This window comes from Pectobacterium cacticida, assembly GCF_036885195.1.
GTDB lineage: Bacteria > Pseudomonadota > Gammaproteobacteria > Enterobacterales > Enterobacteriaceae > Pectobacterium > Pectobacterium cacticida.
In genome coordinates this window covers 3,305,945-3,332,535 of record NZ_CP133656.1, presented here as the reverse complement: position 1 = coordinate 3,332,535, position 26,591 = coordinate 3,305,945, and the positions used below count along the sequence as shown (strand labels likewise).

The following is a 26,591-nucleotide window of genomic DNA, read 5'->3' as shown; positions in this document are numbered from 1 at the left end:
CGGGCGTCGAGGAAACTCTGCGCCCGTGCACGCATGTTGAGGGCAGGAAAAGAGATGGCGAAGAAAGATTATTATGAAAGCCTGGGCGTTGCCAGAAGCGCAGATGAGCGCGAGATAAAGAAGGCTTACAAGCGCTTGGCAATGAAATATCACCCGGATCGCAATCCTGGTGATAGCGGGGCTGAAGCCAAATTCAAAGAGATCAAAGAAGCCTACGAGGTGCTTACCGACGCGCAAAAGCGTGCCGCCTATGATCAATACGGCCACGCGGCGTTTGAACAGGGTGGTATGGGCGGTGGCGGTGGTGGCTTTAGCGGCGGTGCCGCCGATTTTGGTGATATTTTTGGCGACGTGTTCGGGGACATTTTTGGTGGTGGGCGCCGCCAACGGGCGAGTCGTGGCTCCGATTTACGCTACAACATGGAGTTGACGCTAGAGGAGGCGGTTCGCGGCGTTACCAAAGAGATCCGTATTCCTGCGCTGGAGGAGTGTGATGTCTGCCACGGCAGCGGCGCCAAACCGGGTAGCTCACCGGTCACTTGTCCAACCTGTCATGGTAATGGCCAGGTGCAGATGCGTCAGGGCTTCTTTACCGTACAGCAAGCGTGCCCACACTGTCATGGTCGCGGCAAGATCATCCAGGATCCGTGCGTTAAATGTCACGGTCATGGTCGCGTAGAGAAGAGTAAAACACTGTCGGTGAAGATTCCCGCCGGTGTGGACACGGGCGACCGTATTCGTTTGTCTGGTGAAGGCGAAGCGGGTGAACACGGTGCACCATCAGGCGATTTGTATGTGCAGGTGCAGGTTAAAGCGCATCCGATTTTCCAGCGTGAAGAAAACAATCTGTACTGTGAGGTGCCGATCAACTTTGCGATGGCGGCGTTAGGCGGCGAAATTGAAGTGCCGACACTGGATGGACGCGTGAAGCTGAAGGTGCCGGCCGAAACGCAAACCGGAAAACTATTCCGTATGCGGGGCAAAGGTGTCAAATCGGTGCGTGGCGGCGCGCAGGGCGATCTGTTGTGTCGTGTCGTGGTAGAAACGCCGGTTAATTTAAACGAGCGTCAGAGGCAACTACTGCAAGAACTCAATGAGAGCTTCGGTGGCCCGTCGGGTGAAAGAAATAGCCCGCGCTCGAAAAGCTTTTTCGATGGCGTTAAGAAATTTTTTGACGATCTGACCCGTTAATCGTTAAGTATTAAGGCGTAACAAAAAGGCCGATAGGGTAAACCTACCGGCCTTTTTGTCTTTCTGCACTTAACCTAACTATTCGGTTTTACGAAAAATAATCCAGATTTAATCTGCTTTTAACGAATTGTTGGATTGTGTAACCTTGCCGACAATAATGCGGACACTGCGTATTGGCGTCCGCGCCTAATGGGAGATTAAGTGAATGATAACAATGATTCGGCGCTTTATTCGGCTGGATGCGGCGGCTGGCGTGATGCTAATGATGACCACGGTTTTAGCCATTGTATTTGCCAATTGGTCGGTGACGGCGGCGGGTTATCAGCAGTTTCTGATGATGCCTGTGGAGATGCGGTTTGGCGCACTGGAAATCAACAAGAATCTACTATTGTGGATTAACGATGGCCTGATGGCGATTTTCTTCCTGCTGATTGGTCTGGAAGTCAAACGCGAGTTAATAGAGGGAACGTTAGCCAGTCGTCAGCAGGCGATGTTGCCTCTGGCTGCGGCAATGGGGGGAATGATTTTCCCTGCTTTACTCTTTTTGCTTTTTAATGCAAATGATGAGATTACACGCGTTGGCTGGGCGATTCCCACGGCGACAGATATTGCATTCGCCATCGGCGTGCTCACATTATTGGGTAGACGCGTGCCCGCCGGGCTAAAAGTCTTCTTGTTAGCACTGGCTATCATTGATGATCTCGGCGCGATCCTGATTATCGCGTTGTTTTATACCAAGCAAATCTTTTGGCCGGCGCTGTACGGCGCACTAGTCGCGATTGCGGTGCTCGCTTACCTAAACAGGCAACAAGTGAGGACAACCTCGGCTTATTTACTCGTCGGAATTGTCCTCTGGGTCTGTATTCTGAAATGCGGGGTTCACGCGACGTTGGCTGGCGTGATTGTCGGGTTCTTCATTCCTTTGCGGACATCTGACGGGGAACCCTCTCCTGCGACTACGTTGGAACATGGCTTACAGGCATGGGTCGCCTTTCTGATTATTCCCCTATTTGCCTTCGTCAACGCGGGTATCGTATTACAGGGAATTCTCCTGGAGAAACTATTTTCCCCTTTGAGCCTGGGGATTGCAGCCGGGTTATTACTTGGTAAGCCATTGGGCATAACCTTGCTCAGTTGGTTAACTTTACGGCTGGGATACGCGCGGTTGCCTGCTGGTGTGCGCTTTCGCCAGATCGCGGCAGTATCCGTGTTATGCGGTATCGGTTTTACCATGTCGATATTTATTACGCTGTTGGCATTTTCTGACAGTGACGCAGAATTAATTATCTATGCCAAATTAGGGATCTTACTGGCGTCGGGGCTGGCGGCACTGCTGGGCTATATGGCATTACGCGGGGTGTTGCCTAAGTCAGCCACCGTGATTCAGTCGTGTAAGCGGTAGCGCTCTGCCAGCAGTATGAAGATGAGACAAATGTGTCTCACTTAAATTTTAATCATCGCTATTATTTCTGGCAGGTTTATCAGTCAGGTTCCCTTGCCGACGGTACAGCACGTGTGTCATGCGTATTTCTCCGCGCTTTTCGCTGAAAGCACGGGGAGGTAATGGTAACTCACATTTATTTGTAATCTACAGGCGCAAAAAAACCGGCCTAGGCCGGTTTTTCTTAGCAAGAATACGCGAAAGCGTAATTATTGCATGGCGTTGATGCGCGCAACCAGATTGGATTTATGACGTGCAGCTTTATTTTTATGGATCAGGCCTTTACTTGCCTGGCGATCCACGATCGGTTGCATATCATTAAACGCTTTCTGTGCCGCTTCTTTATCACCAGTCGCGATCGCCGCATATACTTTCTTGATGAAAGTACGCATCATAGAGCGACGGCTTGCGTTATGCTTACGGCGCTTCTCGGATTGTACGGCGCGTTTCTTAGCTGATTTGATATTAGCCAAGGTCCAACTCCCAAATATATTCAATCGAGGACAATTCAAAGGCCGTGGAATATGCTCGTTTAGCCTTCGTTTGTCAATGGATTTGTGCAAATAAGCGTCGTTTGTACGTCGACGCCTGTTACGTTGTGATGGCGCAGGATTTTAACAGCTTCACGCGGTGGAATACAGTCTTTCGCATCATAAATTCATTCTGAATTTGATAAAACGCTAACGATCGTTGGTAAAAATCGCCCTCCCAAGGGCCTCGTTATTACGATATTCAGCGCATCACCACGCTCGGTGGATGGTTTGGCTAAATAACGTACAAATATCGTGCGCTTCTTAAGGGGTGTAAAAGGCGCGAATCGCGGGTTAACCTTATTCGCTGTACAAGGTATAATCCGCCGATTTCCATAATATTAACCCTCTGTTTGGGCCAGCCATGCAGCTAATTCGCGGTATACACAATCTTCGGGCACAGCATTACGGTTGTGTGCTCACTATTGGTAATTTTGACGGCGTGCACCTTGGACACCAAATGCTACTTGAACGGTTAAAGCAGGAAGGGCACGCTCGTGGGTTGCCGGTGATGGTGATGATTTTTGAGCCACAACCGTTGGAACTTTTCGCTGCGGAAAGAGCGCCGGCACGATTGACGCGCTTGCGTGACAAGGTGAAATATCTGGCGCAGGCAGGCGTGGATTTTCTGCTCTGTGTTCGGTTTGATGCACGTTTTGCTGCTAATGACGCCGAGACGTTTGTCGCTTCACTGTTGGTAAAGGCATTGGGTGTGAAGTTTCTGGTTGTCGGGGATGACTTCCGTTTTGGGGCTGGTCGTCAGGGCGATTTCCTGTTATTACAGAAGGCTGGTCAAGCGGCGGGATTTGATGTCATCAGCACTGATTCATTTTGTAATGGCGGTAAACGGGTGAGTAGTACCGCCGTGCGGGAGGCGCTCAGCCATGATGAGCTTGAACTTGCGGAGAGTCTTCTCGGTCACCCGTATTCCATTTCGGGGCGGGTGGAGCATGGTAAAGAGTTGGGGCGGACGATTGGGTTCCCGACTGCCAACTTGCCGCTGAAACGTCAGGTTTCTCCTGTGAGTGGCGTCTATGCCGTCTGTGTTTACGGGGTGGCGCAAGAACCGTTACCGGGCGTGGCTAATATTGGCACGCGTCCGACCGTAAACGGCGACAAACGCCAACAGCTCGAAGTGCATTTACTGGATGTGACGATGGACTTGTATGGTCGTCATATTGAAGTCGTATTGCGTAAAAAGATCCGTAATGAGCAGCGTTTTGCTTCGCTTGAGGCGTTAAAACAGCAAATCGCCGATGATGTGGTGACGGCCCGGACGTTTTTTGGGCTAAAGACACCAGTTTAATTTTTCTAGCCGAAACGAAATCGAGAATCTAATGAGTGACTATAAGACAACCCTGAATTTACCGGAAACAGGGTTCCCGATGCGTGGCGATCTGGCCAAGCGCGAACCTGGCATGTTGAAACGCTGGTATGAGCAGGATTTATACGGGATTATTCGCCGTGCCAAAAAGGGTAAAAAAACGTTCATTCTGCACGATGGCCCTCCCTATGCGAATGGCAGTATTCACATTGGTCACTCAGTTAACAAGATTCTGAAAGATATTATCGTTAAATCTAAGGGGTTGTCTGGTTACGATTCGCCCTATGTACCGGGCTGGGACTGCCACGGCCTGCCGATTGAGCTAAAGGTTGAGCAGTTGATCGGCAAGCCGGGTGAGAAAGTCAGCGCCGCCGAATTTCGCGCTGAGTGCCGTAAATATGCGGCAGAGCAGGTTGCGGGTCAGAAAGCCGACTTTATTCGTCTAGGCGTACTGGGCGATTGGGATCATCCTTACCTGACGATGGACTTCAAGACCGAAGCCAATATTATTCGCGCGTTGGGTCGCATCATTGAGAACGGGCATCTGCATAAAGGGGCTAAACCGGTTCATTGGTGCGCCGACTGTGGTTCCGCGCTGGCGGAAGCGGAAGTGGAATACTACGATAAAACGTCTCCTTCCATTGATGTCGCGTTTAACGCCAGCGATGTTGCAGCGGTTTTAGCCAAATTTGGCGTACTTAGCGTTGAAGGCCCGGTTTCGCTGGTGATTTGGACGACGACCCCGTGGACGCTGCCAGCAAACCGTGCGATCTCGTTAAATGCGGCGTTTGATTATCAACTGGTGCAAATTGACGGGCAAGCGCTGATTCTGGCAGCCGATCTGGTTGAAAGCGTAATGCAACGCATTGGCGTGACTCAGTGGGCAGTCTTGGGTGATTGCAAGGGAGCCGATCTTGAGTTACTGCGTTTCAAACATCCGTTCCTGGATTTTGACGTGCCGGCGATTCTGGGCGACCATGTGACGCTGGATGCGGGTACTGGTGCAGTACACACCGCCGGTGGCCACGGCCCTGACGACTATGTAATTAGCCAAAAATACAATCTGGAAATTGCCAACCCCGTGGGGCCGAACGGCTGCTACCTGAGCGGCACCTATCCTGAACTGGATGGCAAGTTCGTTTTCAAGGCGAACGACCAGATTGTCGATATTCTGCGTGAAAAAGGCGCCCTGCTACATGTAGAGAAATTACAGCACAGTTACCCGTGCTGCTGGCGTCATAAATCGCCGATCATTTTTCGCGCCACGCCGCAATGGTTTATCAGTATGGATCAACGAGGTCTGCGCAAGCAGTCCTTGGCAGAAATTAAAGGCGTACAGTGGATCCCGGATTGGGGTCAGGCGCGTATCGAAGCGATGGTTGCCAACCGTCCAGATTGGTGTATCTCCCGCCAGCGTACCTGGGGGGTGCCAATGTCACTGTTTGTCCACAAAGAGACAGAAGAACTGCATCCGCGTACTGCCGAACTGATTGAAGCGGTGGCAAAACGTGTTGAAGTCGACGGTATTCAGGCATGGTGGGATCTCGATCCGGCGGAGGTACTAGGTGCCGATGCGGATAACTACGTTAAAGTGCCGGATACGCTGGATGTGTGGTTCGATTCGGGATCGACGCATGCGTCCGTCGTGGATGTTCGTCCCGAATTCGGCGGCCACGCGGCGGATATGTACTTGGAGGGGTCGGATCAGCATCGCGGCTGGTTTATGTCTTCTTTAATGATCTCCACGGCGATTAAAGGCAAAGCGCCTTATCGTCAGGTGCTGACTCACGGTTTCACCGTTGATGGTCAGGGCCGCAAGATGTCCAAGTCGATTGGCAACACCGTAAGCCCGCAGGACGTGATGAACAAACTGGGGGCAGACATTTTACGCCTGTGGATTGGTTCAACAGATTACTCCGGTGAAATTGCCGTCTCCGATGAGATTCTGAAGCGCTCCGCCGATGCCTATCGTCGCATACGTAACACCGCGCGTTTCCTATTGGCGAACCTGAATGGCTTTGATCCACGCAAAGACAGCGTGAAACCTGAAGACATGGTGGTATTGGATCGCTGGGCGGTGGGCTGTGCAAAAGCGGCGCAGGACGAAATCCTCGACGCGTATGAAAGCTATGATTTCCATCGTGTGGTACAGCGTCTGATGCAGTTCTGCTCGGTAGAAATGGGGTCGTTCTATCTGGATATCATTAAAGACCGCCAGTACACAGCAAAAAGCGACAGCGTTGCGCGCCGTAGCTGCCAGACTGCGCTATACCATATCTCAGAAGCGCTGGTGCGTTGGATGGCGCCGATTATGTCCTTCACCGCCGATGAGATTTGGAGCTATCTACCGGGCGAACGTGCGCCGTACGTATTTACCGAAGAGTGGTATGACGGCCTGTTTGCGCTGGATGCTGCGGAAACCATGAACGATGCGTTCTGGGCTGATATCCTGAAAGTCCGTGGCGAAGTAAACAAAGTTATCGAGCAGGCACGAAATGATAAACGCATCGGTGGTTCGCTGGAGGCTTCCGTCACGCTGTATGCCGACGCTAACCTGGCAGGGAAATTGAACCAGTTACGCCAAGAATTGCATTTTGCGCTGTTAACCTCAAAAGCGCAGGTGGATCGTTATGAAAATGCGCCGCAAAGCGCACAGGCGACGGAACTCGACGGATTGAAAATTGCCTTAAGTGAGGCGGAAGGGCACAAGTGTCCTCGCTGCTGGCATTACGAAACGGATATCGGTAGCCATACTGACTATCCTGAAGTGTGTGGTCGCTGTGCGACTAACATCGGCGGCGATGGCGAAGAGCGTAAATTTGTCTGATGAATAACATCTGTTCGAGTGGATTGCGCTGGCTCTGGCTAGCGCTACTGGTTTTAGTGATTGACCTTGGCAGTAAGCAGTGGATCCTCGCGCACTTTGCGCTGGGGGAGACGGTGCCGGTCATGCCTTCTCTGAATCTGCACTATGCGCGTAACTACGGTGCGGCATTTAGCTTTCTGGCGGATAAGGGCGGTTGGCAACGCTGGTTCTTCGCCGGTATCGCCATTGCGATAGTGGTTGCCCTGCTGGTGATGATGTACCGAGGCAGCGCAAAACAGTGGTTAAATAACATGGCGTACTCACTCATTATCGGTGGCGCGTTGGGTAATCTATTCGACCGGACATGGCACGGATTTGTCGTCGATTTTATCGACTTCTATGTCGGTGACTGGCACTTTGCCACGTTTAATCTTGCCGATACCGCCATCTGTATTGGTGCGGCGCTTATCGTTTTGGAAGGGTTCCTTGGTAAGCAGGACACGGATACCGTTAAGCAAAAGGGGCGTTGATGTCTGAGATTGTGCAGCATAACAGCGCGTTGCTAGTGCATTTTATTCTCACGCTGGCGGATGGTTCGACGGCAGAATCTACGCGTGAGCGCGGGAAACCCGCCCTGTTTCGCCTTGGCGACGGTAGTCTGTCTGACGCATTGGAACAACACCTGCTGGGATTAAAGCGTGGTGATAAGCGCACGTTTACGCTACCGCCTGAGTCGGCTTTTGGCGCGACTAACCCGGACCTGATCCAGTTCTTCTTGCGGCGCGATTTTGCGCAAACCGGTGTGCCGGATGTGGGGACGATTATGTTGTTCAGCGGCGTTGGCGGGAATGATATGCCCGGGATTATCCGTGATGTGACCGAAGAGTCGGTGACGGTAGATTTCAATCACCCGCTATCCGGTCAGGCCATTACCTTCGATCTTGAGGTGCTAGATATCGATCCCGTACAACAGGAGGCTTCCTATGCAGATCCTGCTAGCTAATCCGCGCGGCTTCTGTGCCGGCGTCGATCGTGCGATCAGCATTGTAGAGCGTGCGCTAGAGCTTTTTGGTACGCCAATCTACGTTCGCCATGAAGTGGTACATAATCGCTATGTGGTCAATGGATTACGTGAACGCGGCGCGATTTTCATTGAGCAGATTGAAGAGGTGCCCGATGGCGCAATTCTGATCTTCTCCGCGCATGGTGTTTCGCAAGCGGTACGTAATGAAGCCAAAAACCGTGACCTGACGGTTTTTGATGCGACCTGTCCACTGGTGACTAAAGTGCACATGGAAGTAGCCAGAGCCAGTAAGAAAGGGGTTGAAGCCATCCTTATCGGGCATGCCGGGCACCCTGAAGTTGAAGGGACGATGGGGCAGTACAGCAATGCGAAGGGCGGTATGTATCTGGTCGAGTCCCCAGAGGATGTCTGGCAGTTGCAGGTAAAAGATGAAAGTAATCTGTGCTTTATGACGCAAACCACGCTTTCTGTCGATGACACCTATGCGGTGATTGATGCCTTGCGTGAGCGTTTCCCACAGATTGTTGGGCCGCGTAAAGATGACATCTGTTATGCCACGACTAATCGTCAGGAGGCCGTTCGCTACCTGTCAGATAAAGCGGATGTTGTGTTTGTTGTGGGATCTAAAAATTCCTCAAACTCCAATCGTCTTGCTGAACTGGCGCAAAGAGCGGGTAAAGCGGCTTATCTGATAGATTCAGCGGATGATATTCAGGAGTCCTGGGTTGAAGGCGCTTCGCATGTCGGCGTTACCGCTGGCGCATCGGCGCCGGATATCTTAGTGCAACAGGTGATTCAACGTTTAAAAGCGTTAGGCGGTGAGGTTGCGGTTGAAATGCAGGGCCGTGAAGAAAACATTGTTTTTGAAGTGCCGAAAGAACTGCGTGTTGAAGTTAAACAGCTCGATTAGGGCTGTTTCTTGCGATAGGGCTTCAGCGCTATTGCTGTTATTCCCTTCCGCTTTATCTGCTTGTATTCACCCATGACAGTATTAATGCATAAAAATGAATTTTTATGCATTACGGTGTGTGGTTTATTTTTGACCTTCCTTGTCTGTTTTCAAATGCCTTACGGCTTTTCATCGCTTTCAAACGCCATTCTGCCGGTTATAGTGAGGCCGTTTTACTGATTTTCTGTGGTTTCAAACCGTATTTTCTCATCTGGCGGCAAATCCCGCTGGCGATAGTGCGCAACGCCCGTTAACCTGATGTCATTATTATGTCGTCAGGATTAAAAGAAGAGAGAGACTTTATGAAGGATTCAACCATCCGTATAGCGGTTGTAGGGGCTGGCGGTCGTATGGGACGCCAGCTAATTCAGGCTATTGAGCAAACAGACGGCGTGGTATTGGGCGCCGCGCTGGAGCGTTCTGGTTCGTCCCTGATTGGGAGCGATGCCGGTGAGCTCTCCGGGTTGGCTAAAAGCGGCATTATTGTGAAGGAAAGCCTTGATACCGTAGAGCATGATTTCGATGTATTAATCGATTTCACACGCCCGGAAGGCACATTGGCGCATCTGGCATTCTGCCGTCAGCATCGTAAGAGCATGATTATTGGAACAACCGGTTTTGATGACGCTGGCAAAGCGGCGATTAAGCAGGCGGCGCAGGATATCGGGATTGTGTTTGCTGCGAACTTCAGTGTCGGCGTCAATGTCATGCTGAAGCTGCTGGAAAAAGCCGCCAAGGTCATGGGCGACTATACCGATATCGAGATCATTGAAGCACACCATCGCCACAAAGTCGATGCGCCGTCTGGCACCGCGCTGGCGATGGGGGAAGCGATTGCCGATGCGCTGGGGCGCGATCTGAAGTCTTGCGCCGTGTACGCGCGTGAAGGTCATACCGGCGAACGCGATCCGAAAAGCATTGGATTTGCAACCGTACGAGCAGGCGATATTGTCGGTGAGCATACGGCGATGTTTGCTGATATCGGCGAGCGCGTCGAGATTACCCACAAGGCATCCAGTCGTATGACCTTTGCAAAAGGTGCAGTAAGAGCCGCTATCTGGGTTAGCTCGAAAGAAAGTGGGCTCTTTGATATGAGAGATGTGCTTTCTCTGGCTGATTTGTAGTTTTTTTTAATATCGTATATTTATGATAAAGGTGGTTATTTTTTTAATCACCTTTGTTTTTATCGGTTATAGATAATGTTTTTAACATTATTTGTTTTTATCTTATTTTTGTTCGTATTTTTAGCGGTAATTCTCTCCCTTTACCCCAGTCACGCCCTCTACTGACGATTTATTATCCGTATTTTAACGATATTATCTCGCAACCGTTTACTTATTAGAGTTAATCGGGGTTTTTACGTCTGTGGACGATTATTTATTTCGGAAAGCATAAAAATAAGAGAAAAAAAACGGTTTGAGTAGACAATCGGCCAGACCATCATTAAAATGCGCCCAATTTGCCAAAAATTGGCCTTACAGGTAGTTTTTGCATTGATTTAGTGGCGCCAATCTGAATTAATATGCAAATAACGTGATTGTTTATTCCTTGGAGGGTGTTTTGATTAAGTCAGCGCTATTGGTTCTGGAAGACGGAACCCAATTCCACGGTCGGGCCATTGGGGCAGAAGGGTCGGCAGTGGGGGAAGTGGTCTTCAATACGTCGATGACCGGTTATCAAGAAATCCTTACTGATCCTTCCTATTCCCGCCAGATTGTCACTCTCACTTATCCCCATATCGGTAATGTCGGCGCCAATGCCAACGATGAAGAATCCTCCTCTGTACAGGCTCAAGGTTTGGTTATTCGCGATTTACCTTTGATTGCCAGCAACTACCGCAGTGAAGAAAGTCTATCTGAATACCTCAAACGCAATAACATTGTCGCCATTGCTGACATCGATACCCGTAAACTGACCCGTCTGCTGCGTGAAAAAGGCGCACAGAATGGCTGCATCATCGCTGGCGATGCGCCGGATGCCGCTGTCGCGCTGGAGAAAGCGCAAGCGTTCCCTGGGCTGAAAGGGATGGATCTGGCAAAAGAAGTGACGACGGCGCAAAGCTACAGCTGGTTACAGGGAAGCTGGACGCTGGACGGTGAATTGCCTGCGGCGAAAAACGAAAGCGAACTGCCTTACCACGTCGTGGCCTATGACTACGGTGTGAAACGCAACATTTTGCGTATGCTGGTGGATCGCGGCTGCCGTCTGACGGTCGTTCCTGCGCAGACACCCGCCGAAGAGGTGCTGAAACTGAATCCGGACGGTATTTTCCTCTCTAACGGCCCAGGCGATCCGGAACCTTGTGACTACGCCATTCGCGCAATTAAAACCTTCCTGGATACCGATATTCCGGTATTTGGCATCTGCCTGGGTCACCAACTGCTGGCGCTGGCGAGCGGTGCGAAAACCCTTAAAATGAAGTTGGGGCATCACGGCGGTAACCATCCGGTAAAAGATTTGGACCACAACACGGTGATGATCACCGCGCAGAATCATGGCTTTGCCGTTGACGAAGACAACCTGCCCGACACGCTACGCGTGACGCATAAATCCTTGTTTGACCATACGGTTCAGGGGATTCATCGTACCGACAAACCGGCGTTCAGCTTTCAGGGGCACCCTGAAGCCAGCCCCGGCCCGCACGACGCCGCGCCGTTTTTCGACCATTTTATTGACTTGATTCAGACTTACCGTTCTTCAGCGAAATAATCAGGAGCGAGAAAATGCCAAAACGTACAGATATTAAAAGCATCCTGATTCTGGGCGCAGGTCCAATTGTTATCGGCCAGGCGTGCGAGTTCGATTATTCAGGCGCGCAAGCTTGTAAAGCGCTGCGTGAAGAGGGCTACCGCGTTATTCTGGTGAACTCTAACCCCGCCACCATCATGACCGACCCGGAAATGGCCGACGCTACTTACATTGAGCCGATTCATTGGGAAGTGGTACGCAAAATTATTGAAAAAGAACGTCCGGACGCGGTGCTGCCCACGATGGGGGGGCAGACGGCACTGAATTGTGCGCTGGAGCTGGAACGTCAGGGCGTGCTGGCCGAGTTCGGCGTCACCATGATCGGCGCCACAGCGGATGCCATTGATAAAGCAGAAGATCGCCGCCGTTTCGACGTCGCGATGAAGAAGATCGGTCTGGATACCGCGCGTTCCGGTATTGCGCATAACATGGAAGAAGCGCTGGCTGTCGCGGCTGACGTCGGTTTCCCATGCATTATCCGTCCTTCCTTTACGATGGGAGGCACCGGTGGCGGTATTGCTTATAACCGTGAAGAGTTTGAAGAGATCTGCGAACGCGGGTTAGATCTTTCGCCAACCAAAGAGCTGCTGATTGATGAATCGCTGATTGGTTGGAAAGAGTATGAGATGGAAGTGGTGCGTGATAAGAACGACAACTGCATCATCGTCTGCTCAATCGAAAACTTTGATGCGATGGGGATCCACACTGGTGACTCCATCACCGTCGCGCCCGCACAAACGCTGACGGATAAGGAATACCAAATCATGCGTAACGCCTCAATGGCGGTGCTGCGTGAAATTGGCGTAGAAACGGGCGGTTCTAACGTTCAGTTCTCGGTGAACCCGAAAACCGGTCGTCTGATCGTGATTGAAATGAATCCACGCGTCTCACGATCTTCCGCGCTGGCATCGAAAGCGACGGGTTTCCCGATTGCGAAAGTGGCGGCTAAACTGGCGGTGGGTTACACGCTCGATGAACTGATGAACGACATCACGGGCGGCCGCACGCCGGCGTCTTTCGAACCCGCGCTCGACTACGTCGTTACCAAGATCCCGCGTTTCAATTTTGAAAAATTCGCCGGCGCCAACGACCGCCTAACCACGCAGATGAAGTCCGTCGGTGAAGTGATGGCGATTGGCCGCACGCAACAAGAGTCTTTGCAGAAGGCGCTACGCGGTCTGGAGGTCGGCGCAACGGGCTTCGATCCGAAAGTTGATTTAGATGACCCGGAAGCGTTGACTAAAATTCGCCGCGAGCTGAAAGATGCCGGTGCCGAGCGTATCTGGTATATCGCGGATGCGTTCCGTGCGGGGATGTCCGTTGATGGCGTATTTAACCTGACCAACATCGATCGTTGGTTCCTGGTACAGATTGAAGAATTGGTGCGTCTGGAAGAGCTGGTCGCCGAAAAAGGCGCTACCGCGCTGGATGCCGACTTCCTGCGCATGCTGAAGCGTAAAGGCTTTGCCGATGCGCGTCTGGCGAAGCTGGCTGGCGTAGCGGAAAGCGAGATTCGCAAACTGCGCGATAAGTTCGACTTGCATCCGGTCTATAAGCGGGTCGATACCTGTGCGGCCGAATTCTCCACCGATACGGCCTATATGTACTCCACGTACGAAGAAGAGTGTGAATCAAACCCGACTCAGGATCGTGACAAAATCATGGTACTGGGCGGCGGGCCTAACCGTATCGGCCAGGGGATTGAATTTGACTACTGCTGCGTCCATGCTTCGCTGGCGCTGCGTGAAGATGGCTATGAAACCATCATGGTCAACTGTAACCCGGAAACCGTTTCAACCGACTATGATACATCTGACCGCCTGTACTTCGAGCCGGTCACCTTTGAAGACGTGCTGGAAATCGTCCGTATTGAGAAGCCAAAAGGCGTTATCGTGCAATACGGCGGCCAGACGCCGCTAAAACTGGCGCGGGCGCTGGAAGCGGCGGGCGTACCGGTTATCGGCACCAGCCCGGATGCGATTGACCGCGCGGAAGATCGCGAGCGTTTCCAACAGGCAGTAAATCGTCTGGGGCTGAAACAGCCTGCGAACGCCACGGTTGCGACCATTGAGCAGGCGGTAGAAAAAGCGCGCGGCATTGGCTATCCGTTGGTCGTTCGTCCTTCTTATGTGTTGGGGGGGCGCGCGATGGAAATCGTGTATGACGAAATCGACCTGCGTCGCTACTTCCAAAACGCGGTGAACGTGTCTAACGATGCGCCAGTTCTGCTAGATCACTTCCTTGATGATGCGATCGAAGTCGATGTCGATGCGATTTGCGACGGTGAGCGCGTGCTGATTGGCGGTATTATGGAACACATTGAGCAGGCGGGCGTGCATTCCGGCGACTCGGCTTGCTCACTGCCTGCTTACACGTTAAGCAAAGAAATTCAGGATGTGATGCGTCAGCAGGTTGAAAAACTGGCGTTCGAACTGTGTGTTCGTGGCCTGATGAACGTGCAGTTTGCGGTGAAGAATAACGAAGTCTATCTGATTGAAGTGAACCCGCGTGCAGCACGTACCGTACCGTTTGTGTCGAAAGCGACCGGCGTTCCGTTGGCAAAGGTTGCGGCGCGCGTGATGGCTGGCAAAACGTTAGCCGAGCAGGGCGTGACTAAAGAAACTATCCCGCCGTATTACTCAGTGAAAGAAGTGGTGCTGCCGTTTAACAAATTCCCTGGCGTTGACCCTATTCTGGGGCCAGAAATGCGATCGACAGGGGAAGTGATGGGTGTCGGTCGTACGTTTGCCGAAGCGTTTGCCAAGGCGATGCTGGGCAGCAACTCGCACATGAAGAAAACCGGGCGCGCCCTGCTGTCTGTACGCGAAGGCGACAAAGCGCGCGTGGTGGATCTGGCGGCTAAGTTGCTGAAGCACGGCTTCGAGCTGGATGCGACTCACGGCACGGCGGTTGAGCTGGGCGAAGCGGGCATTAATCCACGCCTGGTCAACAAGGTGCATGAAGGCCGTCCGCACATTCAGGATCGTATTAAGAACGGCGAGTACACCTACATCGTCAACACCACCGCAGGGCGTCAGGCGATTGAGGATTCCAAGCTAATTCGCCGTAGCGCGCTGCAATACAAGGTGCATTACGACACCACACTGAACGGTGGTTTCGCGACGGCAATGTCATTGACGGCAGATCCAACGGAGAAGGTCACTTCCGTACAGGAAATGCATGCGATGATTAAAGGCTGATTAACCGGTTTCAGTCAGCGGGAAATGAAGGGGAAAAGCCAGCGCTGGCGACAGTGCTGGCTTTTCTATTGATAAAGCGGCGAATTTTATCCCAGCGCCACTTTGATACCCAATGCAATCAACACTGTGCCTAGCACTTTATCCACCCCCTTCTGTGCTTTAGCCAGCCCACGTCGGACCGGCGCGCTTTGGAATAGCATAACCAGCAGTGGCCACCAGATGGCCGATAACAGCCAGATAATCATGGCATACCAGAGCTTTTCGCCAATGCCGGAGTGAATGTTCAGAACTTGTGTAAACACCGCCAGGAAGAATAATGTGGCCTTGGGGTTAAGTAGGTTACAAAAGTAACCTTGCAGAAAGGCTTTTTTCAGGCTGACGTCCTGTTTTTCCTGCGGTGAAACCTCCATTTTGCTGCCGCCGCGTGCGCATAATGCCTGAATACCGATCCAGATCAGATAGGCGGCACCAGCATATTTCAGTACATTAAATAGCCACGGCGTGGTGGTAATGACGACAGCCAGCCCGGCGACACAGTACGCCATATGGGTTGCTACCCCGCAGATAACGCCAAATGCGGTCGTTAACGCGGTAATACGCGGATAGCGTGTGGCGTTTTTAATGACGAGAAAAAAATCGGGGCCGGGGGAAATCATGCCCAGCGTGGCGATAGTGGCGACAAATAATGAGGTTTCCAGCATGGTTATTCCAAGGCGTGAACGTCGTAATAATGGCTGAGATGATAGCGCCGGAACCATTAATTCGCATCACTCTTATTGGTTATTCGGCGGCGATATGTTAACAAGTAGCCTTTCATTTTTTATGGTTGCTTCTGGGTAGGTTGAGATAACGACATGGTCAGTGAAAGTGAGAACCGTGAACGATTATGTAATGTAGAAAAAGTCAGCTGTGTAAAGCCACTGGGGGAAGCGCCACAGCAGCGGGAAATTACTCGGCTATGCATCCAGTGTGCATTGCTATTGTTACAGCACGGCGCAGAGAGTGCTGTTGTGGAACAGCTATCGTCACGGTTAGGCATGGCGCTCGGCGCGGATAGTGTGGAGAGCTCAATTTCAGCGAATGCGATTGTCCTGACGACCATCATGCAGGGGCATTGCCTGACATCGACGCGCAAGAATGTGGATCGTGGCATTAATATGCATGTTGTCATTGAAGTGCAGCATGCCGTCATTATGGCCGAGCATAAACTGCTGGATGTCGCGGGAGTGGAAAAGCGTCTGGGCAATATCAAACCTCTGCGCTATCCGCGTTGGCTGATGGTTTCTGTCGTCGCGCTCTCCTGTGGTTGTTTCAGTCGCTTGAACGGGGGCGGATGGGATGCGTTTATTGTCACGTTAATTGCCAGCGGCTTCGCGATGTACGTCCGGCAGATCCTCACGGCCCGGCAGTTGAACCCATTGATCAACTTCTGTATGACGGCATTTGTCGCGACATCGGTATCTGGACTGTTGATGCGTTTACCGGCGTTTTCTCAAACCTCGACGGTGGCGATGGCGGCAAGTGTGCTGCTGCTGGTGCCGGGGTTCCCGCTGATTAACGCCGTGGCGGATATGTTTAAAGGGCATGTGAATACCGGCATGGCTCGCTGGACGGTGGCGAGTTTACTGACGCTGGCGACCTGTATTGGAGTCGTGATGGCAATGTCGCTGTGGGGGCTGCGCGGATGGGCGTAAGTTTATTATGGGCGCTTGTGCAGGACATGGTGTTGGCGGCGATTCCTGCGTTGGGGTTTGCGATGGTCTTCAACGTGCCGCGGAAAGCGCTGCCTTATTGTGCGCTGCTAGGAGGGGTTGGGCACGGCGCCAGATTTCTGGCGATGCATTTTGGTATGAACATCGAATGGGCCTCGTTTCTGACGGCAATCCTCATTGGTACTATCGGTATACGCTGGTCGCGTTGGCTATTGGCGCATCCCAAAGTCTTCACCGTCGCGGCGGTCATCCCAATGTTTCCGGGTATTCCCGCCTATACCGCGATGATTTCAGTCGTGGAAATTTCGCACCTTGGCTACAGTGAAGCGCTGATGAAGATCATGATGACGCAGTTTCTGAAGGCAAGCTTTATCGTCGGTGCACTCTCTATCGGGTTATCTCTGCCGGGGATCTGGCTCTACCGTAAACGCCCCGGGGTCTAAAATTCCTATATTACATTTCCGCTGGGTCTTCGTATCGACGAGAGAAAGGGCTTTCCGTATAGTGTCTGCAATTTTCTGACCTATAGGGTTTTTTTACCATGGTGATTAGTTTGATTGCGGCGCTGGCAGTAGATCGTGTGATTGGCAGAGAAAATTCAATGCCGTGGCATTTGCCGGCCGATCTGGCATGGTTTAAGCGTCATACGCTTAACAAGCCGATTATTATGGGGCGCAATACTTTTCGTTCTATTGGCCAGCCGCTGCCGGGACGTTTGAACATTGTCGTTAGCAGCCGTCCCGGTGATGACGACCGCGTCACCTGGGTATCCACGCTGGAAGCGGCGCTCGCGGCGGCGAGAGACGCAGAAGAAGTCATGGTGATTGGTGGTGGCAACGTGTATCGACAAATGTTGGCGCAGGCCAATCGCCTCTACCTGACGCATATCGATGCTGAGGTAGAAGGTGATACACATTTCCCTGACTATGCGCCGGATGAGTGGCAGTCTGTTTTCAGCGAATTTCATGATGCCGACGAGCGCAACTCACATGCTTACTGCTTTGAAATTCTGGAACGCCGCTAAGCGGCGTATTCTTGCGATAACTTAGGATAGGTTCTCGCCAGCGCATTCGGTTCCCAATGAGAGCGATGGTTGGGTGAAATAGCGCTTATCATCCCATCGCAGCATCGTCAGCGCTCCTCCCCAGCAGCATCCGGTGTCTAGCGCATAGATGTTTTCCGGTGTGCCTTTTCCTTCTAATGATGCCCAATGTCCAAACACAATCGCATATTCTCCGGCTATCTTGCTGGGTAAATCAAACCACGGTTTTAGCAGTGAGGGAGCATGACTTGGTGGTGCTTTACACAGCATATCCAATTGCCCGCCGGAGAAGCAGTAGCGCATACGGGTAAAAACGTTGGTACTAAAACGTAAACGTGCCAGCCCGCTCAGTTCCGGGCTCCAGTGGTTTGGCATATCGCCATACATGGCATCAAGGAACAACGGATAGCTATCGCTGCTCAGGATAGACTCAACTTCACGGGCGCACATCATTGCCGTCGGCAGATCCCACTGTGGCGTAATCCCCGCGTGCGCCATAACCAGTTTTAGATTCTCATCGACTTGTAGGAGCGGCTGACGACGTAGCCAATTGATGAGCTCATCCGCATCTGGTGCAGAAAGGAGATCGCCAATGCGATCTTTGGGTTTGCTGCGGCTGATGCCAGCATAGACGGCTAACAGATGAAGATCGTGATTACCCAACACTATACGGACAGAGGAACCCAGGGAGCGGACGAAGCGTAGTACCTGGAGTGAATCTGGCCCGCGCGCAACGAGATCGCCGGTTAACCACAGCGTGTCGTGCTCAGGATTAAAGGAAACTTGCGCTAACAGCGCGTTGAGTTCGGCGAAACAGCCGTGAACATCGCCAATTAAATAAGTAGACATAATTAATGTATCAGTGAAGGGATAGCCAGACGAAATACGGGAATTGCAACCTGAAACGCGTTGCCCTGATGGTCAATCATATGGTAGTGGCCTTCCATTGTGCCGAGAGGCGTTTCTATAACGGCACCGCTGGTATATTGGAATTCGCCGCCAGGGAGGATGATAGGTTGTTCACCGACCACCCCTTCACCCTGCACTTCGGTCTGGCGACCATTCCCGTTGGTGATCAACCAATAGCGCCCGATAAGCTGTATCTCATGGCGCCCCAGGTTACGCACCGTCATGGTGTAAGCAAAGACGAAACGTTCCTCGCTTGGGTTCGATTGTGATTCCACGTAGAAACTCTGAGTTTGTACACAAACGCGGGGCGCATTGATCATGGTGAACTCCCGTTATTCCTGTTTTGCCGAATGCTCGCTTAACCAGTTCGCCAATTGGCAGTATTGCTCAACGGGCACATTCTCTGCGCGGCAGGTCGCATCGATCCCCAACTCAACGAGAATCTCCGTGGTGAACAGGTTACTTAGACTATTGCGCAGTGTCTTGCGGCGCTGGTTAAACGCTTCCGTTGTGATGCGGCTTAGCACGCGAATATCGCTGACCGGGTGGGGGATCACGTCATGAGGCACAAGGCGCACGACGGCGGAGTCCACTTTAGGCGCGGGTTTAAATGCCTCCGGCGGCACTTCAAGCACCGGAATCACCTGGCAATAATACTGCGCCATGACGCTCAGACGGCCAAACGCTTTACTATTCGGCCCCGCGACCAGGCGATTAACCACTTCTTTCTGCAACATAAAGTGCATGTCACGAATAGCTTGAGTATAGGTGAATAAGTGGAACATCAGTGGCGTGGAAATATTGTATGGCAGGTTGCCAAAAACACGCAGCGGCTGCCCGGCTTGCTCAGCGAGCGCAGCGAAATCGACCGTCATGGCGTCTTGCTGAATAATCGTCAATTTGTCTTTTAGTGTTGGGTGCGTCGCCAGCCGTGCCGCCAGATCTCTATCCAGCTCAATGACGGTAAAACGATCCACCTGTTCACCGATAGGTGCCGTTAGTGCGCCGAGGCCGGGGCCGATCTCGACAATGGCCTGATCGCGCTGCGGGTGAATGGCTGAAACGATGCTATCGATTACGAAGCGATCGTTTAAAAAATTTTGCCCAAAACGTTTACGGGCAAGGTGACCTTGGTGTACGCGATTATTCATTACTGTGTTTTATCATTTTAATGGCAAGATTTAATGCCGTGATGAAGCTGCCGGGATCGGCACTGCCGGTTGCGGCTAGCTCAAGGGCGGTGCCATGGTCAACGGATGTGCGAATGAAAGGTAACCCCAGCGTGATATTGACGGCGCGCCCGAAGCCCTGATATTTCAGCACCGGAAGCCCTTGATCGTGATACATCGCCAACACCGCGTCAGCGTGCTGGAGATATTTGGGCTGGAACAGTGTATCGGCGGGCAGCGGGCCAATCAGCGTGATGCCTTGTTGCCGCAATTCGTCCAGGGCCGGGGTAATAACATCCAGCTCCTCACGGCCCATATGCCCGCCTTCACCGGCATGCGGGTTCAATCCACAAACATAAATCTGCGGTTGCGCAATGCCGAATTTTGCCCGCAAATCATGGTGCAAAATCGTGATGACTTCGTGCAGGCTCTGGCGGGTAATGGCCGCAGGAACGGCTGCAAGCGGCAGATGCGTTGTCGCTAACGCCACACGCAGTTCTTCCGTCGCCAGCATCATGACCACTCGTGGACAACCGCTGCGAGCGGCGAAAAACTCAGTGTGCCCGCTGAAGGAAACGCCGCCATCATTGATGATGCCTTTATGCACCGGGCCAGTGATCAATGCGGCGAACTCACCGTTCAGACAGCCGTCACAGGCACGCGCAAGGGTTTCCACCACATAAGTGCTGTTGGTGACGCTTAATTTACCAGGGATCGCGGTCACTGGGGCGGCGATAGGCAGAATAGTGAGGCTGCCGGCCTGCTGTGGCCGTGCGGGCTGGTCGTATTGATAGTTGCGTAATGTCAGCGGCATCGCTAATTGCAATGCCCGCAAGAGTAACAGGTCAGGATCTGCGCAGCAAACCAGCTCTACAGGCCAGCTCCGCTGCGCCAGAGCGATAACCAAATCGGGGCCAATCCCGGCGGGTTCGCCGGGGGTGATCACAACGCGTGGCGTATTGCTCTCAATTTGCATCAGTTCGCGCCATCAATCACTTTGACATAGGCTGCGGCACGCTGCTCCTGCATCCAGGTCTGCGCTTCTTCAGCAAATTTACGATTAAAAATCATGCGATAAGCCTGCTCTTTTTGCACGGCGTCAGTTTTATCGACCTGACGGGTATCGAGCAACTGTATCAGGTGCCAACCAAATGCGGAGTGAATTGGCTGACTGATTTCCCCTTTTTTCAGTTTCAATAGCGCATCGCGGAAGGCCGGATCGTACATATCGGGAGAAGCCCAGCCCAGGTCGCCCCCTTGGTTTGCTGAACCAGGATCCTGAGAGAGCAATTTGGCCTGAGTGGCGAAGTCAGTGCTGCCATTTTTAATTTGCTGCGCCACTTCGGCCAGCTTGGCTTGCGTTTGACTATCTGTCATAACGACGGAGGGCCTGATCAAAATATGACGCGCATGAACCTCAGTGACCGATACGCTTTTGTTGCCGCCGCGAATATCGTTCACCTTCAAAATGTGGAAACCCACGCCAGAACGAATCGGGCCGACGATTTGACCTTTATGCGCCTGGGTTAAGCGTTCGGCGAACAATGTTGGGATCTCCTGTAATCTGCCCCAGCCCATTTGACCGCCTTTCAATGCCTGAGAGTCCGCCGAGTAGGTGATAGCCAATTTGGCAAAATCTGCTCCATCGTTGATTTGTTTCACCAGCGACGTCGCCAGATTTTCCGCCTCATCAACCTGCTGTTGCGTCGGATTCTCCGGCAATGGGATCAGAATATGGCTCAGGTTAAGCTCGTCATTTTCACCGGTCTGGTTGGCGATTTGTTTCGCCAGCGTATCGACTTCCTGTGGTAGAACCGTCACGCGGCGACGCACCTCGTTATTACGTACTTCCGCGATCAGCATCTCTTTACGAATTTGGTTACGATAGGTGTTGTAGTTCAGCCCTTCATAAGCCAACTGACTTTTTAATTGTTCCAGCGACATCCGGTTCTGGGCGGCAATATTAGCAATAGCCTGATCCAGTTGCTCATCCGTCACCTGAATCCCCATTTTCTGCGCCATTTGCAGAATGATGTTATCCATGATCAAACGGTCAATAATCTGATGACGCAGCGTGGCATCATCCGGCAATGACTGCCCGGCTTGCTGAGCGTTCAGTTTTACCGACTGCAAGAGACCGTTTACATCACTTTCCAATACGACGCTGTTATCTACCACGGCAGCGACTTTATCAACCACCTGTGGTGCTGCGAACGCGGTAGAGGCACTCAGTGCCAATCCGAGAATAAGCGTTCTCCAGTTCTTCATACCTTTCCCATTATTTCATCCGCCAGGCGGGTTAAAAGTTACGACATTGCATAGAGATAATCTGATTCCGAACTACCGATCGGCTCAGCACTCCGCGTGATATCAGAATGCGCGCTGGTAGGGCATAATCCCCGAGCGCAGCATTTTTTCGGAACCCAGACCATAATTGCTGCTTAAACCACGTAATTCGATATTAAACGACACTTTGTTGTCGTATTCACTGCTGTGGCTGGCGCTGTTCCAATCGGTAATTTTACGTTCGTAACCGACACTCACAGCCCAGCAGCACGTATTGTATTGTAAGCCAATAAGCTGGTTTGCTGGCTGATTGGCTTTGGTGTCGTAGTAATATGCGCCCACGACGGCCCAACGATCGACAATCGGCCAGCTTGCGGTAACGCCGACCTGCGAAATACCTTGCTGGAAGCCAGGGTTCGTAACATTCGGGATCATATCCCGTATATATTCAGGGCTGGCGTATCGATAGTTCAACTGTACCAGGCGCTCGGCATCGCGACGATACTCTAACACGGCGTCACCCAGCGCCACTTCGTTCTGGCGATTATCGTACTGAAGCCCTCCGCGAACCCCCCAGCGATCATCGATTTTCAGGAAGGCGTCACCCGCCCACACCTGGCTGCCATTATTATTATTTTTATCGAGCGAGGTGTTACGATCGCCGGTGCGCGGGCGATCGAAGTAATAGATTTGACCAATAGAAGCGTTAAAACGTTCAACCAGCGCATCATCGTAAATACGCGTAGTGATACCGGTCACCAATTGATTGGCGGAAGCGATGCGATCCAGCCCGCTGTAGCTACGGTCACGGAATAAACCCGAGTAGTCCGTTTGCAGTAGCGTGGAGTCATAGGTATGGATACTGCTCTGATCGCGATAAGGTACGTATAGATACTGTGCACGGGGTTCCAGCGTCTGGGTATAGGCCTGTGACCAGTCCATTTCGCGCTCAAAGACCATTTTTCCATCAATTTTATACTGCGGAATTACCCTATTCACAGAACCTTTTAGTGCATCTTTAGTATTCTGGGCGATGTTAGGCGTTGAAGCGGCGCGATAACGATCCAGGTTGTCTTGCTGATAGTGCGTCGCTAATAGCTTGGCCTCGGTATTCAGGCTGGCCCAGCGGTTTGCCAGCGGGAGATTTAGCGTGGGTTCAAGGTGCAAACGGGTTGCTTCCGGCCGGTCATCGTTAACGTTGGTAAATTTTACCGCCTGGCCATAAAGGTGCATATCAACCGGGCCGATATCATTCTGGTAATAATTGAAATCAAGCTGTGGCTCAGCGCGGTAAACATCACGGCTGGTCGCATTGGAAAAGACCTGGAATTGTCGGGTGGACAGCGTGGTGTTCCAATTTTGGTTCGCATAGCCTGCGCTTAATTTTTGGGTGACGTAGCCATCGGTGGTTGAACCGTAATGCGAGTCCAGATCGGTGAAATAGCGATCGTCGCTGACTTTGGTGTAGTCGGCTTCAAATCGCCACACCTGATCCATTACGCCGTTGTGGCCCCAATGGAACAGCCAGCGGGTATCGTTATCGTCCTTTGGTGCGATCTTGGCGTATTCACGATCGTCAGGCAGCCAGTCGAACTGAATAAGGCCAAGGCCCGGCGCGGACAGGTAGCGGAATTCGTTCTGCCATTGCACGCCGCGTTTGGTTTGCAAATGCGGTGTGATGGTGGCGTCAAAATTAGGCGCGATGTTCCAGTAATAGGGCGTCAGCAACTCAAAGCCATTGTTGCTACCATATTTCGCATTGGGGATCAGGAAACCGGAGCGGCGCTTATCGCCGATAGGAAGTTGCAAATACGGACTATAGAATACGGGCACGCCAGCGATCTTGAAGCGTGCGTTCCAGATCTCGGCGACCTGCTCTTCCCGGTCCTGAATCACTTCCGAACCGACGACACTCCAGCTATCATCTCCCGGCAGACAGGACGTGAAAGACCCATTTTCCAAAATGGTGTAGCGATTGTTATCACGCATTTTCATTTTGTCGGCGGACCCTCGCCCCTGACGGCCCACCATCTGATAGTCGCCTTCATAGACGTCGGTATCTTTCGTATCCAGGTTAGCCCAGGCTTTCGGGCCTTTCAGGATGACCTGATTGTCGTCATAGTGGACGTTGCCCGTTGCGGTAATGGTTCGCATGGGCGTGCTGCCCTGGGTCGTCGGATTCAACTGATTCAGTTGCACTTGCTCGGCAGTCAAGACGCTATTACCCTGCTGAATATTCACATTACCAATGAATGTCGCGTTGTTCGGGTAGTTGGCTTCGGTTTTGTCGGCCTGAATATTGACCGGCAGCTGATTGGGATCGCCCGTAACCAGTGGCCGATTGTACGTAGGTACACCCAGCATGCACTGTTCAGCGAGATCGGCCAGCGCGTGCTGACTGTAGAGCGCCGACCAAACCAACGTGGCCAGCAGCGTGGGGAAACTTTTTTTCATACGCAGTATCAGGTGTTCCGTCATCAGAGGCATCATGTCGGTAAACGGTCAGAGACTATATCACTCGCTAGCGTTGCGCCAGTGTTAAATCCCCGCCGCCTATACGCACCGCCGTTAGGTGCAAAGATAAATGACAGGTATGATAAAGCAATTTTTGGCTGACGGCATGAGGATTTGAGGAGTATATGCGGTATTGGGGAAAGTTGCTGGGGCTGGCGTTAGGGATCGCCTCAAGTGCTGGCATCTGGGGAATGATCATGGGATTACTGATGGGGCATTGGATCGACAAAGCTCGGGCATCGCGTCGCCGTGATTATTTCTCTGCTCAATCTACGCGTCAGTCATTGTTCTTCCTTACGACTTTTCAGGCCATGGGGCACCTGACTAAATCCAAAGGGCGGGTAACGGAAGCCGACATCAGGATTGCGACCAAAATGATGGATCGTCTTGAATTGTTTGGTGAAGCCAGAATCGCCGCCCAGCGGGCTTTCCGTGAAGGCAAGGCGGTGCATTTTCCGCTGCGGCTAAAATTACGCAAATTGCGTGATGCCTGCCTGGGGCGTTTTGATTTGATTAAAATGTTTTTGGAAATACAACTTCAGGTCGCGTTTGTCGATGGCGTTCTACATCCGAATGAACGACGGGTATTGTATGTTATCGCGGATGAATTGGGGGTAACGCGCGAGCAGTTCGAATACTTTCTACGCAACATGGAAAGGCCCGCAGGGCAGCAGTCTCGCCAGAATCAGTCACGACAAAATGGAAAATCATACCAGTGGCGTAATAATGATGGTGCTAATGGCCACTCTTATCATGGTCAGCGTCCGGTTTCACCGCCGCGTGGGCCCACGATCGAGAGCGCTTGCCGCACGCTGGGGGTTCGTCGCGGCGATGACGCCGCGACAATTAAACGGGCCTATCGCAAGCTCATGAGCGAACATCACCCCGATAAATTAGTCGCTAAGAAGCTATCGCCCAGGATGATGGAATTAGCCAAGCGTAAAGCGCAGGATATTCAGGCCGCTTATGAACTGCTAAAGAGTATGAACCAGACCAAATAATCGGCCTCCTTCCCCTCTCTACACTTCCTGGGTTCGACTAAACCCGACTCGACGCTATGGTCGCCCCTTATTTCAGAATTCCGCTTCGCAACGAAAATGCATTGATGTGTTGAATGCTGGGTGCGTGATGGCTAATTCCTGTGCGTGCAATAATAGACGGGGCGCCATTGCTTTGGCGTCAGAGTGTGCATAAAAGCCATCACCGAGAATAGGATGGCCGAGCGCCAACAGGTGAACGCGTAATTGATGAGAACGCCCGGTAATGGGCATCAGTTTGACACGCGTTGTCCCGTCTTCGTCGCGCGAGAGTACCTGATACGCTGTTTGCGCCGACTTCCCCGTCTCAAAACAGACTTTTTGCTTTGGACGGTTAGGCCAATCGCAAATCAGCGGTAGATCGATAATGCCATCATCTTGAGCCATGTGTCCCCAGACGCGGGCAAGGTAAGACTTCTTCGGTTCGCGTTCGCGAAACTGACGTTTCAATTCGCGCTCGGCGGCTTTCGTCAGAGCAACCACCATGACGCCGCTGGTCGCCATGTCCAAACGATGGACGGATTCGGCAGTGGGGTAGTCGGCCTGAATGCGGCTCATGACGCTGTCTCTGTGTTCTGGCGCACGGCCAGGAACCGACAGTAATCCGCTGGGTTTATTCACCACCATGATGTGCCGATCCTGGTAAAGAATATGCAACCAGGGATCGGTAGGCTGATTATAGGGTTCCATTCACGCTCCAAAATACGCA

The 26,591-nt window shown here is 52.2% G+C and carries 24 protein-coding genes; 15 read left to right on the top strand and 9 right to left on the bottom strand.

The window, feature by feature from the left end:
• Positions 1–54 precede the first annotated feature (54 nt).
• Together dnaJ and nhaA are read left to right on the top strand one after the other, a co-directional pair.
• Positions 55–1,191, top strand: a complete 1,137-nt coding sequence (gene dnaJ, locus RFN81_RS15280; RefSeq protein ID WP_264496637.1) for a molecular chaperone DnaJ — start codon at positions 55–57, stop codon at positions 1,189–1,191.
• 205 nt (positions 1,192–1,396) lie between these two features.
• Positions 1,397–2,593 (top strand): Na+/H+ antiporter NhaA, encoded by a 1,197-nt coding sequence (nhaA, locus tag RFN81_RS15275; RefSeq protein WP_264496636.1) that lies wholly within the window; start codon positions 1,397–1,399, stop codon positions 2,591–2,593.
• Positions 2,594–2,841: 248 nt separating this feature from the next.
• Here the strand turns inward: nhaA and rpsT are convergent, their stop codons facing one another.
• Positions 2,842–3,105, bottom strand: coding sequence for a 30S ribosomal protein S20 (rpsT, locus tag RFN81_RS15270; protein ID WP_264496635.1), 264 nt, complete (start codon positions 3,103–3,105; stop codon positions 2,842–2,844).
• Positions 3,106–3,526: 421 nt separating this feature from the next.
• On the opposite strand from rpsT, the gene ribF reads away from it, so the two are divergent.
• The 9 genes from ribF to carB all read left to right on the top strand — a co-directional run bounded on the left by ribF (position 3,527) and on the right by carB (position 15,213).
• Positions 3,527–4,468, top strand: coding sequence for a bifunctional riboflavin kinase/FAD synthetase (gene ribF, locus RFN81_RS15265; protein WP_264496634.1), 942 nt, complete (start codon positions 3,527–3,529; stop codon positions 4,466–4,468).
• Positions 4,469–4,499: 31 nt separating this feature from the next.
• On the top strand, positions 4,500–7,313 hold the full coding sequence (gene ileS / locus RFN81_RS15260; protein WP_264496633.1) for an isoleucine--tRNA ligase: 2,814 nt from the start codon (positions 4,500–4,502) through the stop codon (positions 7,311–7,313).
• On the top strand, positions 7,310–7,822 hold the full coding sequence (lspA, locus tag RFN81_RS15255) for a signal peptidase II (RefSeq protein ID WP_264499004.1): 513 nt from the start codon (positions 7,310–7,312) through the stop codon (positions 7,820–7,822). The genes ileS and lspA overlap by 4 nt, the downstream gene beginning before the upstream one ends.
• On the top strand, positions 7,822–8,295 hold the full coding sequence (fkpB, locus tag RFN81_RS15250; protein WP_264496632.1) for an FKBP-type peptidyl-prolyl cis-trans isomerase: 474 nt from the start codon (positions 7,822–7,824) through the stop codon (positions 8,293–8,295). Before lspA ends, fkpB begins: the two co-directional genes overlap by 1 nt.
• Entirely contained in the window at positions 8,276–9,226 is a 951-nt protein-coding gene (gene ispH, locus RFN81_RS15245) for a 4-hydroxy-3-methylbut-2-enyl diphosphate reductase (RefSeq protein WP_264496631.1), read from the top strand. The genes fkpB and ispH overlap by 20 nt, the downstream gene beginning before the upstream one ends.
• A gap of 104 nt (positions 9,227–9,330) precedes the next feature.
• On the top strand, positions 9,331–9,519 hold the full coding sequence (locus RFN81_RS15240; RefSeq protein ID WP_334511944.1) for a hypothetical protein: 189 nt from the start codon (positions 9,331–9,333) through the stop codon (positions 9,517–9,519).
• A 48-nt stretch (positions 9,520–9,567) separates the two neighbouring features.
• The gene (gene dapB / locus RFN81_RS15235; protein ID WP_264496630.1) at positions 9,568–10,389 is read left to right on the top strand and encodes a 4-hydroxy-tetrahydrodipicolinate reductase; all 822 of its coding nucleotides are present in this window, start codon (positions 9,568–9,570) and stop codon (positions 10,387–10,389) included.
• A 436-nt stretch (positions 10,390–10,825) separates the two neighbouring features.
• Positions 10,826–11,974, top strand: a complete 1,149-nt coding sequence (gene carA, locus RFN81_RS15230; protein WP_264496629.1) for a glutamine-hydrolyzing carbamoyl-phosphate synthase small subunit — start codon at positions 10,826–10,828, stop codon at positions 11,972–11,974.
• 14 nt (positions 11,975–11,988) lie between these two features.
• A complete protein-coding gene (carB, locus tag RFN81_RS15225; protein ID WP_264496628.1) occupies positions 11,989–15,213 on the top strand; it encodes a carbamoyl-phosphate synthase large subunit in 3,225 nt (1,074 codons plus the stop codon).
• An 86-nt stretch (positions 15,214–15,299) separates the two neighbouring features.
• On the opposite strand, the gene RFN81_RS15220 is transcribed toward carB, so the two are convergent.
• A complete protein-coding gene (locus tag RFN81_RS15220) occupies positions 15,300–15,914 on the bottom strand; it encodes a LysE family translocator (protein WP_264496627.1) in 615 nt (204 codons plus the stop codon).
• Positions 15,915–16,133: 219 nt separating this feature from the next.
• Here RFN81_RS15220 and RFN81_RS15215 point away from each other — a divergent pair, with 219 nt between their 5' ends.
• The 3 genes from RFN81_RS15215 (at position 16,134) to folA (ending at position 17,949) form a co-directional block, all read left to right on the top strand.
• Positions 16,134–16,907: a threonine/serine exporter family protein gene (locus RFN81_RS15215; protein ID WP_264499003.1), complete on the top strand. Its 774-nt coding sequence runs from the start codon at positions 16,134–16,136 to the stop codon at positions 16,905–16,907.
• Positions 16,898–17,368, top strand: a complete 471-nt coding sequence (locus RFN81_RS15210) for a threonine/serine exporter (protein WP_264496626.1) — start codon at positions 16,898–16,900, stop codon at positions 17,366–17,368. Before RFN81_RS15215 ends, RFN81_RS15210 begins: the two co-directional genes overlap by 10 nt.
• Positions 17,369–17,466: 98 nt before the next feature.
• Positions 17,467–17,949, top strand: coding sequence for a type 3 dihydrofolate reductase (folA, locus tag RFN81_RS15205; RefSeq protein ID WP_264496625.1), 483 nt, complete (start codon positions 17,467–17,469; stop codon positions 17,947–17,949).
• Between the two features lie 21 nt (positions 17,950–17,970).
• Here the strand turns inward: folA and apaH are convergent, their stop codons facing one another.
• From apaH to lptD, 6 genes are all read right to left on the bottom strand, one after another.
• Positions 17,971–18,816, bottom strand: coding sequence for a bis(5'-nucleosyl)-tetraphosphatase (symmetrical) ApaH (gene apaH, locus RFN81_RS15200; protein WP_264496624.1), 846 nt, complete (start codon positions 18,814–18,816; stop codon positions 17,971–17,973).
• 2 nt (positions 18,817–18,818) lie between these two features.
• Positions 18,819–19,196: a Co2+/Mg2+ efflux protein ApaG gene (gene apaG, locus RFN81_RS15195; protein WP_264496623.1), complete on the bottom strand. Its 378-nt coding sequence runs from the start codon at positions 19,194–19,196 to the stop codon at positions 18,819–18,821.
• Positions 19,197–19,208: 12 nt separating this feature from the next.
• Positions 19,209–20,027, bottom strand: coding sequence for a 16S rRNA (adenine(1518)-N(6)/adenine(1519)-N(6))-dimethyltransferase RsmA (gene rsmA, locus RFN81_RS15190; protein WP_264496622.1), 819 nt, complete (start codon positions 20,025–20,027; stop codon positions 19,209–19,211).
• Positions 20,020–21,021, bottom strand: a complete 1,002-nt coding sequence (gene pdxA / locus RFN81_RS15185) for a 4-hydroxythreonine-4-phosphate dehydrogenase PdxA (RefSeq protein ID WP_264496621.1) — start codon at positions 21,019–21,021, stop codon at positions 20,020–20,022. Before pdxA ends, rsmA begins: the two co-directional genes overlap by 8 nt.
• Positions 21,021–22,313, bottom strand: a complete 1,293-nt coding sequence (surA, locus tag RFN81_RS15180; protein WP_264496620.1) for a peptidylprolyl isomerase SurA — start codon at positions 22,311–22,313, stop codon at positions 21,021–21,023. Before surA ends, pdxA begins: the two co-directional genes overlap by 1 nt.
• A 102-nt stretch (positions 22,314–22,415) precedes the next feature.
• Positions 22,416–24,821 carry an LPS assembly protein LptD gene (gene lptD, locus RFN81_RS15175; RefSeq protein WP_264496619.1) on the bottom strand — a complete coding sequence of 802 codons (2,406 nt, stop codon included), beginning with the start codon at positions 24,819–24,821 and terminating at the stop codon, positions 22,416–22,418.
• A 149-nt stretch (positions 24,822–24,970) separates the two neighbouring features.
• Here lptD and djlA point away from each other — a divergent pair, with 149 nt between their 5' ends.
• Complete coding sequence (gene djlA, locus RFN81_RS15170; RefSeq protein ID WP_264496618.1) at positions 24,971–25,846, top strand: co-chaperone DjlA; 876 nt, start codon at positions 24,971–24,973, stop codon at positions 25,844–25,846.
• Between the two features lie 72 nt (positions 25,847–25,918).
• On the opposite strand, the gene rluA is transcribed toward djlA, so the two are convergent.
• Positions 25,919–26,572 carry a bifunctional tRNA pseudouridine(32) synthase/23S rRNA pseudouridine(746) synthase RluA gene (rluA, locus tag RFN81_RS15165; protein WP_264496617.1) on the bottom strand — a complete coding sequence of 218 codons (654 nt, stop codon included), beginning with the start codon at positions 26,570–26,572 and terminating at the stop codon, positions 25,919–25,921.
• Positions 26,573–26,591: the final 19 nt, after the last annotated feature.